Origin of the sequence: Paenibacillus qinlingensis, assembly GCF_031455095.1 — a bacterium.
Classification (GTDB): domain Bacteria; phylum Bacillota; class Bacilli; order Paenibacillales; family NBRC-103111; genus Paenibacillus_E; species Paenibacillus_E qinlingensis_A.
The window spans coordinates 328,960-345,423 of sequence record NZ_JAVDSB010000002.1 but is presented as its reverse complement, the minus strand read 5'-3'; the positions used below and the strand labels follow the sequence as shown (position 1 = coordinate 345,423).

At 45.4% G+C, this 16,464-nt stretch carries 13 protein-coding genes and 1 pseudogene; 12 read left to right on the top strand and 2 right to left on the bottom strand.

All coding sequences use genetic code 11. The annotated features are described in order from the left end of the window. Window positions 1–107: 107 nt before the first annotated feature. Window positions 108–263 (bottom strand): hypothetical protein, encoded by a 156-nt coding sequence (locus J2736_RS09445; protein WP_310225789.1) that lies wholly within the window; start codon window positions 261–263, stop codon window positions 108–110. Window positions 264–503: 240 nt separating this feature from the next. Between J2736_RS09445 and J2736_RS09440 the strand changes: the two genes are divergently transcribed. The 3 genes and pseudogenes from J2736_RS09440 to J2736_RS34290 all read left to right on the top strand — a co-directional run. Beyond that, entirely contained in the window at window positions 504–935 is a 432-nt protein-coding gene (locus tag J2736_RS09440) for a hypothetical protein (protein WP_310225787.1), read from the top strand. A 75-nt stretch (window positions 936–1,010) separates the two neighbouring features. Then, complete coding sequence (locus J2736_RS09435) at window positions 1,011–1,418, top strand: hypothetical protein (protein ID WP_310225786.1); 408 nt, start codon at window positions 1,011–1,013, stop codon at window positions 1,416–1,418. 18 nt (window positions 1,419–1,436) lie between these two features. Beyond that, a pseudogene (locus J2736_RS34290) lies at window positions 1,437–1,514 on the top strand (VOC family protein); the annotation flags it as partial. A gap of 55 nt (window positions 1,515–1,569) precedes the next feature. Here the strand turns inward: J2736_RS34290 and J2736_RS09430 are convergent. Continuing rightward, a complete protein-coding gene (locus tag J2736_RS09430) occupies window positions 1,570–2,607 on the bottom strand; it encodes a YheC/YheD family endospore coat-associated protein (RefSeq protein ID WP_310225784.1) in 1,038 nt (345 codons plus the stop codon). 202 nt (window positions 2,608–2,809) lie between these two features. On the opposite strand from J2736_RS09430, the gene J2736_RS09425 reads away from it, so the two are divergent. The 9 genes from J2736_RS09425 to J2736_RS09390 all read left to right on the top strand — a co-directional run bounded on the left by J2736_RS09425 (window position 2,810) and on the right by J2736_RS09390 (window position 16,456). Beyond that, window positions 2,810–4,174, top strand: coding sequence for a collagen-like protein (locus tag J2736_RS09425; protein WP_310225782.1), 1,365 nt, complete (start codon window positions 2,810–2,812; stop codon window positions 4,172–4,174). Window positions 4,175–4,789: 615 nt separating this feature from the next. Continuing rightward, a complete protein-coding gene (locus J2736_RS09420) occupies window positions 4,790–7,384 on the top strand; it encodes a hypothetical protein (RefSeq protein WP_463675856.1) in 2,595 nt (864 codons plus the stop codon). A 1,325-nt stretch (window positions 7,385–8,709) separates the two neighbouring features. Further along, the gene (locus tag J2736_RS34285) at window positions 8,710–9,543 is read left to right on the top strand and encodes a hypothetical protein (protein WP_397340338.1); all 834 of its coding nucleotides are present in this window, start codon (window positions 8,710–8,712) and stop codon (window positions 9,541–9,543) included. Window positions 9,544–9,605: 62 nt separating this feature from the next. Next, window positions 9,606–10,448, top strand: coding sequence for a hypothetical protein (locus tag J2736_RS09415; RefSeq protein WP_397340446.1), 843 nt, complete (start codon window positions 9,606–9,608; stop codon window positions 10,446–10,448). Between the two features lie 396 nt (window positions 10,449–10,844). Continuing rightward, entirely contained in the window at window positions 10,845–12,626 is a 1,782-nt protein-coding gene (locus J2736_RS09410) for a YncE family protein (RefSeq protein ID WP_310225778.1), read from the top strand. Window positions 12,627–12,702: 76 nt separating this feature from the next. Next, window positions 12,703–12,930 (top strand): hypothetical protein, encoded by a 228-nt coding sequence (locus tag J2736_RS09405; RefSeq protein ID WP_310225776.1) that lies wholly within the window; start codon window positions 12,703–12,705, stop codon window positions 12,928–12,930. Between the two features lie 185 nt (window positions 12,931–13,115). Further along, window positions 13,116–14,747, top strand: a complete 1,632-nt coding sequence (locus J2736_RS09400) for an ABC transporter substrate-binding protein (protein WP_310225774.1) — start codon at window positions 13,116–13,118, stop codon at window positions 14,745–14,747. 121 nt (window positions 14,748–14,868) lie between these two features. Continuing rightward, on the top strand, window positions 14,869–15,492 hold the full coding sequence (locus tag J2736_RS09395; protein WP_310225772.1) for a nitroreductase family protein: 624 nt from the start codon (window positions 14,869–14,871) through the stop codon (window positions 15,490–15,492). Next, window positions 15,479–16,456: an ABC transporter substrate-binding protein gene (locus J2736_RS09390; protein ID WP_310225771.1), complete on the top strand. Its 978-nt coding sequence runs from the start codon at window positions 15,479–15,481 to the stop codon at window positions 16,454–16,456. Before J2736_RS09395 ends, J2736_RS09390 begins: the two co-directional genes overlap by 14 nt. Window positions 16,457–16,464 lie beyond the last annotated feature (8 nt).

The window sequence follows — 16,464 nt, the reverse complement described above, 5'->3', positions numbered from 1 at the left end:
TCCCTCATTTAATTGGTGTGTACTCTCACAACATATGTGGAACCCAAAGAGTCGGTGTGGGGGAATAACTAGATAGTCCTAGCCTCTAATAGATCAAATTCTGATCTTCAAGATGGCTCAAAAGTAAGGTTATAGCGCTTTCCATTAGATAAGCGGACAACAAATAAAGGGCCGTATTCGCTAATGGCGGCGGAAACAATAAGCTTGGGATTGATGCTATTGACCAACTGCAGTAACTCAGCCTCATATTTTGTTTTATTCATCTTACGATACGACTGATAAACGCCTTGAGGACATTTCATTTAGATCGAACCACAAAAGTGATCCAGCAGGTGCTTCCAGGTGCAGAGGCTTCTATTGGAGCCGGCTCCGTGAAAATGAGAAAACTCGCTCAGGACAATTTGTTCTTTCAAAAATGTACGATTACTATCAGTCAATTGATAGATTCATAGATTAGTAGAATTGAATACGATATAGTAACTCAAATCAAGGAGGTGATAGTCATGTCCGATGAACTCAAAAAATTCAAGTATGAAGTCTTGACACCAAATACAGGCGGTAGTGTTAATATTTCACTATTGTTTAAAGTCCCTGTTACGTTAGCAACGGTTTCTGTAAAAGGTGATGCAACTGTATGGTTAACTGCCAATGTAGGTTGGAATGTAGTTACCAATGGCACAACATTCGATCATGTTGACGTATTATTCCGTATCTGGAGAGGGGACCAACTGACGGGAACAACCATCTACACTGCTGCTGACTCGGCTCAGGCATACCCTGATGATCACTTTGCAGTGACACAACTTGCTCATGTTGATAGCCCCGATGATGATGATAAAATTGTATACACGCTTACGGGTGAGCTGCTTTTTAATGGACAATCATCAGCAAGTGTCATAGGACCTATTACGTTTACTGCGGCAGTTATTGATTAATGAGAGAGGAAGATCTGGGGTCATGAACCCAGGTCTTTTTTTTGATACCGAGAGTGCATTTGGATTTATATAGAAATGGGGAACGGGGGTTCGATAACATCAGAGGAGGCTGCGGACCCCATTGAATCGGTTGCCGCTGCTCTGGGAGTCGCGCTGACGCTGATTATCCTGGTCGCCGGCGCAGCGGTAAATCTGGAGTTGCTCCTGCTGTGGGGGTGCCTACTAGTGCTGTCTGTTTTTTTCTCCATCCATCACCTGTTCATGTACTATATCTTTCAGCCTTACTCAACCGAACTGAATGTGAAAAATCCTATTTTTTATATCGTTAACTTGCTGGTGTCAACGGCATCTGGGATCAGTATAGGAGTGAAAGCCCCGGCGCTCCCTTTCACTGCAGCAGTCATGATTGTAACACTCGTTTACTTGACCGCCGCGCTTATTCTCGTACGACGATTCGGTCATCGCACCTTCAGGGTGAAATAACCAACGCTAGGTAATTATGGGTCTAATAAAAAGTTCAGTTGGCTGAATGACCGCTTCGGAGTCTCGTGGCAAATAAATTATCTAAATAAATGCTAGTTAACTAACTTCATGGAGCAGATGCCATCTCGGCACATGCTCCATTTTTCATTAGTTATGACTGAGAGAGGTAATAAGCATATTCCAATGGTCTACAATGAATTATTTTTTTGTATTTAAAGTTCTTTATGTCATTGTATATACTTTTTTGAGGCATTCCGTTTATTTCAATAATCCGCAGCTTGCTTTCTATGTCAATGGCAAAATCCACACTCAATTCTCCCAGTGAACTCAAATGAATTTCTGCTTCTTGCGCGGCTTTTATACTTACATCACGAAGTGATTGAAGAATGTCATTCACTTTTTCCTGCGAAAATAATCGGGGGAGAACCTCATCTACATTATAGATATGTTCACACATACTAGTGTTAAAATATCGTTTGTGAGCTACTCTACATGTTATTGTGGAGATCGCCCATTCTCCCGTAATTCCCTTTTGAACTAGGACGCGGACATCAAAATACTGATGATCAAGTTGACACATTGGAATCCCTTGCTGGACTATGTATGTCGTTGGTCCAAGAAGTTCATCCAATTTTTCCTGAATGCTTTCATTTTTTCTACAAATATATCTTGGAGCTAAGCTGTGCAATGAAATGTGTATATCTTCATTTTCCATTATTTCAACCCGATATACCGATGCTCCTTTATTTCCATAAATTGGTTTTAAGTAGACAAGTTTATAGGAGTTTAATAGTTCTGATATGTTCACTTCATTATATAGAAATGTGTCCGGTACATATGGTTCTAGATTAGATTGTACTAATTGGTTATAGAGATCCCATTTGTTGAAAAAATTGATAGTGTTGAAACACTTATTCTTGCCTATTAATGCTTCAAAGTGTTGAATGTTGATTGGTTTTTTATTATAACAACGGTTATAGACAGCATGAGGAAATGGGAACAAACTTTGTGTCCATTTGCCTTTTTTCAAGCTAAGTCCAATAATACGTTTTTTATTCCACTGTATATCTGTTGGCGTAAAGGCGTAAAGTTTAATGTTTAGGTTTTGATAACGAAGACAAAGGTTCAAAATTCTTTTTCTGCTACGCCTATTACTTACCATAATACCTATCAATGGGCGCTCGTCCATTCTGATCACTCCCTAGTCATCTATCCTAAAATTATATAATGCAAACGCCGTTAACTTTGTATGGGACAATCACATAGAAGTTCTGAAATATGAAAATTTGGGTTTTATTCCCACTATTTTATTTTGGTAGGCATATACTGTGTCTATCTTTTTAGGCTTTTAATATGATGAAATACACTGATTACAGGGAGATGAGATTAGTATGGGAAAATGTAATTGCCCTCCAGGACCTCCGGGTCCTGAAGGACCGCGAGGCCCCCAAGGAGCAATAGGACCGACAGGACCAGAAGGACCGCGAGGACTCCAAGGTGCAATAGGGCCAACAGGAGCAGAAGGACCACGAGGACACCAAGGGCCAACAGGAGCAGAAGGACCGCGAGGACACCAAGGTCCAGTAGGACCAGAAGGACCGCGTGGACCACGAGGATTCCAAGGTGAAGAAGGAGCAGAAGGACCACGTGGACCCCAAGGAGCTACGGGTGGAACGGGAGCAACTGGGTCAACTGGAGCAACTGGTGAAGGAGCAACAGGAGCAACAGGAGCAACAGGAGCAACTGGTGCGACCGGACCTGCCGGTGGCCCAACCGGCCCAACTGGGGCAACAGGAGCAACTGGAGAAGCTGGAGAAGCTGGAGCAACTGGTGCAACGGGTGGAACTGGAGCAACTGGTGCAACGGGTGGAACAGGAGCAACTGGTGCAACGGGTGGAACTGGAGCAACAGGGGCAACAGGTGGAACAGGAGCAACAGGAGAAGCTGGAGAAGCTGGAGCAACTGGTGGAACAGGAGCAACAGGAGCAACTGGTGGAACAGGAGCAACTGGAGAAGCTGGAGAAACGGGGGCAACAGGGGCAACTGGTGGAACGGGAGCAACAGGGGCAACAGGTGGAACAGGAGCAACAGGGGCAACAGGTGGAACAGGAGCAACAGGAGCAACCGGTGGAACGGGAGCAACAGGAGCAACCGGTGGAACGGGAGCAACAGGAGCAACCGGTGGAACGGGAGCAACAGGAGCTACGGGAACATCAGGAGGACTTATTCCATTCTCTACAGGCATCATTCTGAGTGGTGCTACTGTAGTATCTGCTGCTCCAATTTTAATGGGATTTGGTAATCACACGGTTGAAGTTATCGACGGCTCTGGAGAATCAACAAGTCCACCCGAAGCCGGTGGTTTTGCTTTCCCAATTCCCTTTGCGGGAACTGTACAAAACTTACAAATAAGCGCAGATTTACTGGTTGCTTCAGTGGTTTCAATAAATACGCTCGGTCTTCAATATGATTTTACTGTATTCCTAGCGCCTTCCGTTCCTAATAACGGTATTGATCATATTTCTTCACCTTACGTGACAACTCCGCTGACTAGTTCAGTTAGATTCGGATTTCCAAATAATATAATTATTGCCGGCACTTTCCGTACAGCAACCAATATAAATCTGGGATCATTAATAGTCGCAGCAGGTGATCGTATTGGAATTCGTGTAAGGACACTTGCTTCGACCGATCCTTCAGCAGCTGATGTTACTCAACTCTCATTTAGCGCTAGTTTATCTTATACTCCTTCTTAAGAATAGCGTGCCCCCAAAAAAGGGCTCCTTAATCGTCAACCTCTAAAGATACCGTTTATTAGAGCATGTGAGAAGGATGAGGAAAACAGGGAAATTATCGGTAGCCTTCTATGATAAGGGTCGAAAGAGTATGAATTTAATAATCTAGCTTAATTTTAAGGCGGCGGATTTCGCACTCCTTGTTGATTTTATTTGCTAAAATAATGACAAAAAAAACGTCTCTCTTCGCAATTATGCGAAAGTGACGTTTTTTATTTTAAACTGATTACTTTGGAATATATGTCCCGAATTTTAAAATAAAAGGTTATATTTTCATAAAACAAGGAGAATTACACGAATACCATACCGTTCACAGGAAAAAGCTACCATAATTTTTACGGATTGAGACAAGTGTCTATTCCAGTCAACGATTGCCCTCATACTTTAATGCAAAGGAGGTGACATATGTTGATTGTTTTCAGTACTGTAGAAAAAAAAGACCGAATATCTCAAAAATCCAAAATAATTCAAAGAACAAAATCAAAACCTAGTCCCAAAAAAAAGAAAAAAACATCTGTAAGATGTATGAAATGCCGTAAGATGCCAAGTAAGTGCAAATCGAGTAAAAAGAAGGAAATAAAAAAGTGTTGTAAAAGAGGTCTTAGAGGTTTACGTGGGATTCAGGGCGATACGGGTGCAACTGGTGCAACGGGAGCTATGGGAAAAGCCGGAACCACCGGTGCTACAGGAGGATTAGGTGGGACAGGAACTACAGGTGACACGGGTCCAAGAGGATCCACTGGTGCAACTGGTGCCATTGGAGCTACGGGAAAAGCTGGAGCCACCGGTGCTACAGGAGGATTAGGTAGGACAGGAACTACGGGGGACACGGGTCCAACAGGATCCACTGGAGCAACAGGTTCCTCAGGTGTAACAGGAGCAACAGGTTCCACTGGAGCTACCGGTGCAACTGGAGCAACTGGAGAGGCAGGAGGAGCGACAGGGAACACAGGAGCAACAGGTGCGACAGGTGCGACAGGTGCCACAGGTTTAACCGGAGCAACAGGTTCCACTGGAGCAACAGGTTCCACTGGAGCTACAGGAGCCACGGGGGTATCAGGAGCAACAGGAACTACGGGTGACACAGGTCCAATAGGATCAACTGGTGCAACAGGGGTCACTGGTGCAACTGGAGAAGCAGGAGGAGCGACAGGGAACACAGGAGCAACGGGTGAAACAGGAGCAACGGGTGCAACAGGAGCAACGGGTGAACCAGGAGCTACTGGTGCAACAGGGGACTCAGGAGCAACGGGTGAAACAGGAGCTACTGGTGCAACTGGGGACACTGGAGCAACTGGAGAAGCAGGAGCAACAGGAGAAACGGGAGCAACAGGAGCAACGGGAGTAACTGGTGCAACAGGAGCAACAGGAGCAACAGGAACAACGGGTGCAACAGGAGCCACGGGAGCAACAGGTGAAACAGGAGCTACCGGTGCAACTGGGGCAACAGGAGCAGCCGGTGAAACTGGAGCTACGGGTGAAACAGGAGCAACAGGAACAACGGGTACGACAGGAGCAGGTGCAACTGGGGCCACGGGAGCCACGGGAGCCACAGGGGCAACGGGAGTAACTGGTGCAACAGGAGCAACAGGAGCAACAGGAGCAACAGGAGCAACAGGAGCCACGGGAGCAACAGGAGCAACAGGAACAACGGGTGCAACAGGAGCAACGGGAGCAACAGGTGCAACGGGTGGAACAGGAGCAACAGGAACAACGGGTGCAACAGGAGCAACAGGAGCCACAGGAGCCACAGGAGTAACTGGTGCAACAGGAGCAACAGGAACAACGGGTGCAACAGGAGCAACGGGTGCAACTGGGGCAACGGGAGCGACAGGAGCAACAGGTGAAATTGGTGCAATGGGAGCCACAGGGGCAACGGGAGTAACTGGTGCCACGGGAGCAACAGGAGCAACAGGAGCAACAGGTGAAATTGGTGCAACGGGAGCGACAGGAGTAACTGGTGCAACAGGAGCCACAGGAGTAACTGGTGCAACAGGAGCAACAGGATCAACAGGAGCAACAGGAACAACGGGTGCAACAGGAGCCACAGGAACAACGGGTGCAACAGGAGCCACAGGAGTAACTGGTGCAACAGGAGCAACAGGAGCAACAGGAACAACGGGTGCAACAGGAGCAACGGGAGCAACAGGAGCAGCAGGTGAAACAGGAGCAACAGGTGCAGCTGGGGCAACAGGAGCAACAGGAACAACGGGTGCAACAGGTGCAACTGGGGCCACGGGAGCGACAGGTGAAAATGGTGCAACGGGAGCCACAGGGGCAACGGGAGTAACTGGTGCAACAGGAGCAACAGGAACAACGGGTGCAACAGGAGCAACGGGAGCCACAGGAGCCACAGGAGCAACAGGAGCAACTGGGGCCACAGGAGCAGCAGGTGCAACTGGGGCGACAGGAGCAACAGGTGAAATTGGTGAAACAGGAGCAACAGGTGAAACAGGAGCAACGGGAGTAACTGGAGCAACAGGAGCAACAGGAGCAACAGGAGCAACAGGAGCAACAGGAGCCACAGGAGCAACAGGAGCAACGGGAGCAACTGGGGCCACAGGAGCAGCAGGTGCAACTGGGGCGACAGGAGCAACAGGTGAAATTGGTGAAACAGGAGCAACAGGAGCAACAGGAACAACGGGTGCAACAGGAGCAACAGGTGCAACTGGGGCCACGGGAGCGACAGGAGCAACAGGAGCTACGGGTGCAACTGGGGTAACTGGTGCAACAGGTGCCACTGGGGCAACAGGAGGGGTATTCGAGTTCGGGTACATTTTCAATTTAGGAGCTCAGACGGTTCCAATAGAGGCAGATGTTATATTTGATACAAATGGCATTATTGCATTAGGCATTACGCATACTCCCGGAACCTCTCAAATTGTAATTACCAGTTCTACTCCAGGTTTCTATGAGGTTACTTACTCCATTTCAGGAGTTGAGCCAAACCAATTCGCACTCTTTTTAAATAACGTTCTGGTTACGGGTTCCGTATACGGTTCCGGTGCAGGTACCCAGCAAAACAATGGTCAGTCTATAATCGCGTTAGTCGCTGGTGATGTTCTTACTCTACGAAATCATAGTTCAGCTGCTGCTGTCACCCTTCAGACTTTAGCTGGAGGGACACAAGCAAATGCAAACGCTTCTGTTGTTATCAAAAAATTAAGTTAGCCTCAATAAAATTTAAACTCAAGTTTTCAGTCATAGCAGCTAAGAGCGGAAGTAGAACTAAATATTCCAGTTCAGCATCAAAAAGAAGGGCAGTCGACCCATGTTGATCGGCTGCTTTTTTTATACCGTTGGTGTTTAATCAATTAATCATGCGACATATAATCGCTAAAACGGAAGAAGGTAACTGGGTCTGCCGAATCTAAACCAGGAAAAAATCCCTCAACAGTAGTTTCAAGTAACCTATTGCCATGTCCGGTAACGGAGCTAATTTCAAGTTTCCCTAAAGAAGCGCGACTATCTTTCGTTTAAAATCACCCCTAGCCGTAATACGAGGATACTGACGATTGCTTGCCAAAAGTTGCTTTTCCAAAAGCATGGAGGTATTGGGATCGACAAGGACTTTGCCGAAATCAACAAGTAATATTGCATGTGATTAATACTGGAAATAGGTGAAAGTAAATCCAGTATTAAGTACCTCGTAATAGTATATCTTTACATAGATTTCTCTGTTTTTTTTCGCTGGGGTTGGATAAGGTGATGACCAAACGATCATTTTCCATTCCGTTTGGATTTTGGTCAGGAACATATTTTGAGCGTGATCCGCAACCGCTGCCTTAAACCTTTAAAAATACTTTGCATATCTTCTTGAGTCTTGATAGTTTTACTCAATTACTTCTCTTGTACCGATTTAAACAAGCCTTTTCTTCTCTTTTTATACTATGTTGTAATCTATTGCCCGATTATACATTTATCTCCTGTTTCACAACATTCAGTGATAGATTACTAACTTAACTAATCAATATTTCGTTAATCAAAGTAAGAATACAATGTAGTAACTTGTACTCACATGCGATTATCCCTACTTTGTGTTCAAGTGATAGCACGAGATATTTTTTACAGATATAACCTAAAAAATGTTTTTTTATCGAATTCCCGAAAAGGGTATTCATCATATTTCACTTGATTACTTATGAAATATCTGTCCGAATTTCTGGAAAAAGGGGTTGGATATTCATAAAAAAGGAGAATTTCATGCATGTCCTTCTGCAGCACTGGAAAGAGGTACTATTATCTTCAGATTGAGACAAGTGTCTATTCCAGTCAACGATTGTCTTCATACTTTATTGCTATGGAGGTGACATATGTTGATTGTGTCCAGTACTGTAGAAAAAGACCGAATATCTCAAAAATCCAAAATAATCCAAAGTTCAAAATCAAAACTTAATAAAAAAGAGCTTAGACCCAAAAAAAAGAAAAAAACATCTGTAAAGTGTATGAAATACCGTGAGATACCATGTAAGTGCAAATCGATTAAGAAGAAGAAAATGAATGACCGTTGTAAAAGAGGCCTTAGAGGTTTACGTGGGTTTCGTGGGATTAAAGGCGATACGGGTGCAACTGGTACCACGGGCGCTATGGGAAAAGCCGGACCCACTGGTGCTACAGGAGGATTGGGTGCGACAGGAACTGCGGGTGACACGGGGCTAAAAGGATCCACTGGAGCTACAGGAGCTACAGGAGCCACGGGAGTAATGGGTGTGCTACAGGTGCAACTGGAGCAACGGGAGCAACAGGTGAAACGGGTGCAACAGGTGAGACTGGAGCTACGGGTGCAACTGGAGCTGGTGAAACGGGAGCAACAGGAGCAACGGGAGCAACCGGGGCAACAGGAGCAACAGGTGAAACGGGAGAAACTGGTGCTACAGGAGCAACCGGGGCAACAGGAGCAACAGGTGAAACGGGAGAAACTGGTGCTACAGGAGCAACAGGAGCAACAGGAGCATCAGGAGCATCAGGAGCAACAGGAGCAACAGGAGCAACGGGAGCAACGGGTGCAACAGGTGAGACTGGAGCTACGGGTGCAACTGGAGCTGGTGAAACGGGAGCAATGGGAGCCACGGGAGCAACTGGAGCAACCGGATCCACAGGAGCAACCGGAGCAACAGGAGCCACGGGAGCAACAGGAGCAACAGGAGCAACAGGAGCAACAGGAGCAACAGGAGCAACAGGAGCAACAGGAGCAACAGGAGCAACAGGAGCAACGGGAGCAACAGGTGAAACAGGAGCAACGGGAGCAACAGGAGCAACTGGAGCAACAGGTGAAACAGGAGCAACAGGAGCAACAGGAGCAACAGGAGCAACGGGAGCCACGGGAGTAACAGGTGAAACGGGAGCAACAGGAGCCACGGGGGCAACAGGAGCCACGGGGGTAACAGGAACAATCGGATCCACAGGAGCTACGGGAGGAACAGGTGAAACGGGAGCTACGGGTACAACTGGGGCAACTGGAGCTACGGGAGGAACAGGAGCAACAGGAGCAACAGGAGAAATTGGTGCAACGGGAGCAACAGGGGTAACAGGAGCTACAGGAACAACGGGAGCAACGGGAGCAACGGGAGCAACAGGATCCACGGGAGCTACGGGAGCGACGGGAGCAACAGGATCCACGGGAGCCACGGGAGCAACAGGAGCAACGGGAGCAACAGGAGCAACAGGAGCAACAGGAGCAACAGGAGCAACAGGTGAAACGGGAGCAACAGGAGCAACGGGTGAAACAGGAGCAACAGGAGCAACAGGTGAGATTGGTGCAACAGGAGCAACAGGTGAGATTGGTGCAACAGGAGCAACAGGATCCACGGGAGCAACAGGAGCAACAGGAACTGTTGCAACAATACAAAACGGGCTCTTCCTTGTTAGTGTATCACCTATTGCAGATGGTACAGCTATTTCATATGCAACCTCATTTATTAATGGCTCTAATATTTCGCATCCAACAGCTACAACCTTTTTATTAGCAACAGGGCACATTTATTTGGTTTCATATACTTTCAGAGCAACTAGTTCAGTAGCTGGGAACATTACTGTTACACCAAGGCTTAATTTAGTATTTAAAGGTGATTTTTCAGGTAAAGCAAATACTGGGGCTTTAGATGCTAATGCAAGTGTATCTGGTACGTTCTTAGCTGACGCTACTGCAAGTGCTGTTACAATTGATTTTCTTTATAATGGCTCGGCCCCTGCTAATCCTACTGATGGTTCTGTTTCGATTATTCAGGTTCAGTAAAATAAGAAAGGCAGACGTTTGTCACCCATTCAATAAAAACTTACTATTTTATATGGTCTGATTATTTGTGTAAGTGATTCGTACTGATGTGTTAGATGCCGCATAAACGGGTCTGAAACTTTCTCAGCAAACGAGCAGTTACATTTATTATGTAGGAGAGGTAATAAAAAAAGAAATAATGTAAAAGGCTCTGTTCCCTTCATTTCGGGAATAAGAGCTTTTTATAATGGGTATTACCATTATATGCTACTTCTATATGTTCTTTGTCATTCGTCCAAGCATATTCAAATAGAACTCATACAATAGACTATGAGAGTTACTTACGATGACAATACCATGTTAAAAAACCTTGTTTAAGAAACTTTCAGAAGTTTAATTATAGAGGAGGTAAGTGACTTGAGCAATGGAAAGAAATTAGAAAAGGCTATTGATAAAGTTGGAATTGAGAAAATCAGAAAAATAGAAATAAAAGATATAAATGGAAATAAATTCGAGTTGAAGTTTAGCAGCCAAGATCTGAATGAGAGAGAGGAAGAGCTTGAGGATTTTCTATTTACAATCAATTGGAAGCATGTTGAAGAAATTGAAATAGAACTTTACAATGGAACCAAAATTAAGATTGAATACGAGGATGATCATCACCATCACGATGGCAGACGCGGACCGACTGGACCGACTGGGCCGACTGGGCCGACTGGAGCGACTGGTGCAACTGGTGCAACAGGTGCTACTGGAGTAGCAGGGACAAATGGAGCAACGGGTGACACAGGAGCAACGGGTGAAACTGGTGCAACGGGAGCAACCGGAGCAACAGGAACAACAGGATCGACAGGAGTAACGGGTGACACAGGAGCAACCGGAGCAACAGGTCCAGCCGGAGGAGCCACGGGAGCAACGGGAGCAACGGGAGCAACCGGAGCAACAGGAGCAACAGGAGCAACAGGAGCAACCGGAGCAACAGGAGCAACAGGAGCAACAGGAGCAACGGGAGCAATAGGAGCAACAGGAGCAACAGGATCGACAGGAGCAACGGGTGACACAGGAGCAACGGGAGCAACAGGATCGACAGGAGCAACGGGTGACACAGGGGCAACAGGATCGACAGGAGCAACGGGTGACACAGGGGCAACAGGATCGACAGGAGCAACAGGAGCAACAGGAGCAACAGGGGCAACAGGATCGACAGGAGCAACGGGTGACACTGGAGCAACAGGAGCAACAGGAGCAACAGGAGCAACAGGTGACACGGGAGCAACGGGACCTACCGGAACAGTATCAGCAAATCTCATTTATGTTGCAAATTTTAATAGTAACAATGTTTCTGTAATTGATGGAGTCACCAATACGGTAATTGCTACTATTCCAGTTGGGATTAATCCAGCAGGCGTTGACGTCAATCCGTTAACAAATCGTATTTATGTAGCGAATAGGGGAATTGATACCGTTTCTGTAATCGATGGAGTCACTAATACGGTAATTGCTACTGTTTCAGTCGGGGATGAATCAGGCGACGTTGGGGTCAATATAGCTACCAATGCCATTTATACGGCAAATTTTAATTCATTGGACATAACTGAAGATGTTACCGTGATTAGCGGATTGACCAACACGGTGTTTGCAACCATTGTAATCCCTGGGCTCAATTTATCAACAGGGGTAGGCGCCAACCCATTAACTAACCGTATTTATGTTTCCAATTTTAATTTTGATACCGTTTCTGTAATAGATGGAGTCACCAATACCATAATTACAAATATCCCAGTCCAAGTTAATCCATTTAGAATCGCAGTTAATTCAGCCACTAATCTTATTTATGTATCAAATTTTACCAGTGATACGGTTTCTGTGATTGATGGAGTAACCAATACAGTAATTACTTCTGTTCCGGTCGGGACTACACCAGGAGAGGTGGGAGTTAATCCAACTACTAATGCTATATACGTAGCAAATCGAGGCACTAACGATGTTTCCGTGATTAATGGATTAACGAACACGGTGATTACTACGATTCCTGTCGGGGTTAATCCAAATGGAGTAGGTGTCAATTCAATAACAAATCGCATTTATGTAACAAATCAGGATGATAATAACGTTTCCGTCATAGATGGATTAACCAATGTCGTGATCGCTACCGTTCCCGTGGGAACTCGTCCATTCGCGGCAGGAGTAAATCCGTAGGATGTTTTGTAGTTCTGATTACGAAATATCGAATCTAGTAACCTTAATCATGATCTTACAATAGGTGGTGATTCATATGAAAGAAGTTCGATCAATGGAAGAGTTGAAGTTACAGATGTCAAACATGAACAAAGAGGATTCTATATGCCAATTCTTTTTTCCTGGGAAAGGGAGATTCATAATTGTACTGCAAGAACTAGACGAAGTTATACAAAATGATTTAGAACAAATGGTGAGTTCGGAATCAGAAAAAAAGGGACACGTCATGTTAGCGTCTGAAATAATGAGAAATCCTTTTATCTAAGGCATTGGTGAATCGACTTGTGAAACTTATATTTTGGAGGCTGCTGGTAGTAACCGGCAGTCTCTTTGCGTTCTCAATGCAACTCTAGCACTCAATGGGAGAGGTGAAAAAAAATTTCACTAGATGATCCAAATGATAATGATTATCATTATTATCATATACCGAAAGGATGTTTAATTGTAGCTATGATGAATGACGACTTAATAGAAAAAATGGGACAAGTCAGTTTTATGTTGCATAAGGTGCTTGTCAAACGCTGCAAAGCAGCGGCACATTTTAAACGTAGATTTATTCCGTGCTATTGCCTGGTTTATATAAAAGAAGGGGAAGGAATCCTCTCTATTAATGGAAATGAGTATACCGTAGCGCCCAAAACGCTTTTCTTGTTGCATCCAGGTAGCCTAATAGAGGCTAGAGGAAGCGAGAAGTATCCTGTGCTAATGTTTGTACAAGCATTTCACTATCGCTGGAACAGTCCGCCTCAGTTGGCGAACTCCCCCTACTCAGATCCGGAACATTTGTTATTTAATCAAGAAGGGCTCATCAGCTTAAACGATAGTGCAGCAGTGCTGCGTTGTTTGGAACAGCTGCATGTTCGCAATGATGCCGAAGGAACGTTAGCTCGGTGGAAGCAGCAACTTATTTTTCAAGAGTTACTGCATACCATCATGTTGGATAGACAAATGGCGAATGAGCAGGGGAGCACGCAGCTTGCAGTTGAAAAGGCCATTGCGTATATGGAATCCCACTATATGGATGAAATTTCAATTCGCTCATTGGCGCAGAACCAAGGGATCAGTCCAAGTAACTTTGCGGGCATGTTCAAAAAGCAAACCGGCATGCGACCTGTTGAATATCTGGCTCATTTGCGTATGCAACATGCCAAGGCATCGTTAGCCGCTCGCGAAGGACTCAAAACGGTGGCCACCAAAGTTGGATACCGCGATGAACTGTATTTTAGCCGCACCTTCAAGAAGATTGTCGGTGTGTCTCCCACCCTGTACGCCAAAAAGCATTCCGAAGATAAATTAATGACAGTCTTCCCGCAATTAAATGATTACTTGCCTGCTCTTGATCTACGGCCCTTTGCCACTCTTTCTTACGCAGGTAACGATCAAATCAGAGGACTGTTGCCGCACATCGCAGAGGATCTAAAGGATGTCAAAATCATGGGGCGCTGGGACCACCCCGATAAAGAAACGGTGCTTCGGGCCGATCCCCAGCTTATTCTTGGCACAAATTGGCATAGTCTGATGATGGACAGTTATCGTAATGTAGCTCCAACCATTACGGTTTGGATGAAGGATGACTGGCGAAGCACGCTCTATGATGTAGCAGGATTGTTTGGGAAAAAGGAACAAGCAGCCGACTGGCTGCGCATGTATGATCAGCGAGTAGCAGAAGCCAGAGCCCGTTTGCGAGCAAGTAATCAGAGAGGCAAAAGTGTTATGGTGCTTGTTGCCGCTTCAGATGAATGGCGCGTTTATGGCGGGAAGCGTCAACTCGGGGATATTTTGTATAGAGATTTAGGGCTTTCGCCTCCTCAAGGCATCTCATCTGCAAGTCATTACACCGTCATTTCCCAACAGGATTTGTGCCGATTAAACCCAGATTATCTCATTCTTTCGACCTGTAACAGCAATTTCAACACCCAATTAACCGACGAGTTGAAGCAAAGTGGAACATGGTCAGCTCTGCGTGCCGTACAAAGCAATCAAGTGATGGAGGTGCCGAGTTGGTTCAACATGCATGCTCCTATGCAGCATCTCAGGTCAATGAACTTAATCGTGAACTATTTGACGTCACGTTCCTCTTAGTCTGGTTTTGAATTTTGTCCATCTCTTTGGATGATTTTATCCATTGAATGAAGGCTGGCTATCGCATACGATTAATCCCGATGATAATTATTATCAATTAAACGTATTGAGGTGGTTTTAATTGACGCAGCCAATAACTGGGGATGAATCATCCGTTTCTATTGCCCACACGATTCGAGCTCGTCGTACATTGAGAGAGTTTACCAATGAGGCAGTCTCTGAACAGCTAGTCATGGAGCTGTTGAATGATGCCGTGTGGGCTCCCAATCACGGCCTTCGAGAGCCTTGGCGATTCTTGTTCGTACCAACCGAGCAGAAGGGGGCTTTCATTGAGCATTTGTTGCCTGCTTTTGACACGGCACAAGCAGAGAAAATGAGGGTCTATCTGCATGCACAGGCCTCTGCCTTTCTAATTGTGATCATGCCTGACAAAGGGGGGCACGATAAGCAATGGGAAGAAGATCTCATGGCCTCAGCAGCACTGATTCAGAATTTTCAGCTCCTAGCTTGGGAGCGTAAGCTCGGTGTTGTTTGGAAAACCAATGACCATAATTGGAATCCCTTCGTGCGGGAATTGCTCGGTGTTCAGTCCGGAGAGAAGATTACAGGAATGCTGCATCTGGGCCATTTTAAAGAGGATCAGGTCCCGGCTCCGAAGAAGCCTCGAACACGAGCAGAACTCAAAACACACATATTTGGCAATATAACTGTAAGAGAGGAACCTACTAACTATGAAAACGACTAAACGCAGCTATATTCTGATGATGCTCCTATTAAGCCTATCTATCTTTTTACTATCCGCTTGCAGCAAACAAGAGCCCGTGGAAAGCGGTTCAGCCACCACTTCAACCCAAGAAAAAGTGGAACCTCGAACAATTAAACATTTCTCAGGTGAAACTGTCCTGACGGGTAAACCCAAAGCTGTTGCTGCACTTAATCCTTGGATTACCGATTTCATGTTGGCGCTTGGTGTAAAGCCCAGCTCAGCGGTTTCTGCGGGACCGGATACCAAAGATTTCTCATGGTATTTAAAGGATCAACTGGCTGGAACGAAAAACCTTGGCTGGCAGTCAGAGACTAGTTTTGAAGCTATTTTACAGGCATCACCTGATCTTATTCTCGCTAATGACGGGATGGGCAAAGGGTACGAGGAACTGAGCAAGATTGCACCAACTATTGTATTGAAACCAGAAGAAACACAAGACGGCGCCAAGGACTGGCGTAAAACTTTCATGACCGTGGCAAACGTTCTTCAAAAAGAAGATGAAGCTAAAAAAGTGATTGAAACTTACGACAACAAGGTGAAGCTTGCGAAAGAGAAAATTGCATCAACAATTGGTAATGAGACTGTCATGTTTCTAAGGGTAACCGATAAAGAACTGCGTTATTATGGTGCCAAAAACTATGACATTCTGTATCGAGATCTCGGCTTGAAAGCACCGATACTTTTTCCGGATAATAAAGCCACCTTTGCTATTTTGCAGTTTGAAAAGCTGCCTGAAATTAATCCAGATCACATCCTCGTTCTGAATGAGAATAACGATAAGTACGAGGAATTGAAGAAAAATCCGATTTGGAGCAAACTTAAGGCCGCGCAAAACAATCACGTTTATCCAGTTCAATATGATTTGTGGTTCCAAGGCTTCGGACCGACGGCTTATTCCTTAATTGTCGATGAAACTGTGAAGTTGCTGACAACCAAGCAATAAATGAAAGG

Bases quoted from the DNA above. Each gene is read 5' to 3' on its own strand.
- J2736_RS09445 (WP_310225789.1), bottom strand. From the start codon at position 263: ATGAATAAAACAAAATATGAGGCTGAGTTACTGCAGTTGGTCAATAGC.
- J2736_RS09440 (WP_310225787.1), top strand. From the start codon at position 504: ATGTCCGATGAACTCAAAAAATTCAAGTATGAAGTCTTGACACCAAAT.
- J2736_RS09435 (WP_310225786.1), top strand. From the start codon at position 1,011: ATGGGGAACGGGGGTTCGATAACATCAGAGGAGGCTGCGGACCCCATT.
- J2736_RS09430 (WP_310225784.1), bottom strand. From the start codon at position 2,607: ATGGACGAGCGCCCATTGATAGGTATTATGGTAAGTAATAGGCGTAGC.
- J2736_RS09425 (WP_310225782.1), top strand. From the start codon at position 2,810: ATGGGAAAATGTAATTGCCCTCCAGGACCTCCGGGTCCTGAAGGACCG.
- J2736_RS34285 (WP_397340338.1), top strand. From the start codon at position 8,710: ATGAATGACCGTTGTAAAAGAGGCCTTAGAGGTTTACGTGGGTTTCGT.
- J2736_RS09405 (WP_310225776.1), top strand. From the start codon at position 12,703: ATGAAAGAAGTTCGATCAATGGAAGAGTTGAAGTTACAGATGTCAAAC.
- J2736_RS09400 (WP_310225774.1), top strand. From the start codon at position 13,116: ATGATGAATGACGACTTAATAGAAAAAATGGGACAAGTCAGTTTTATG.
- J2736_RS09390 (WP_310225771.1), top strand. From the start codon at position 15,479: ATGAAAACGACTAAACGCAGCTATATTCTGATGATGCTCCTATTAAGC.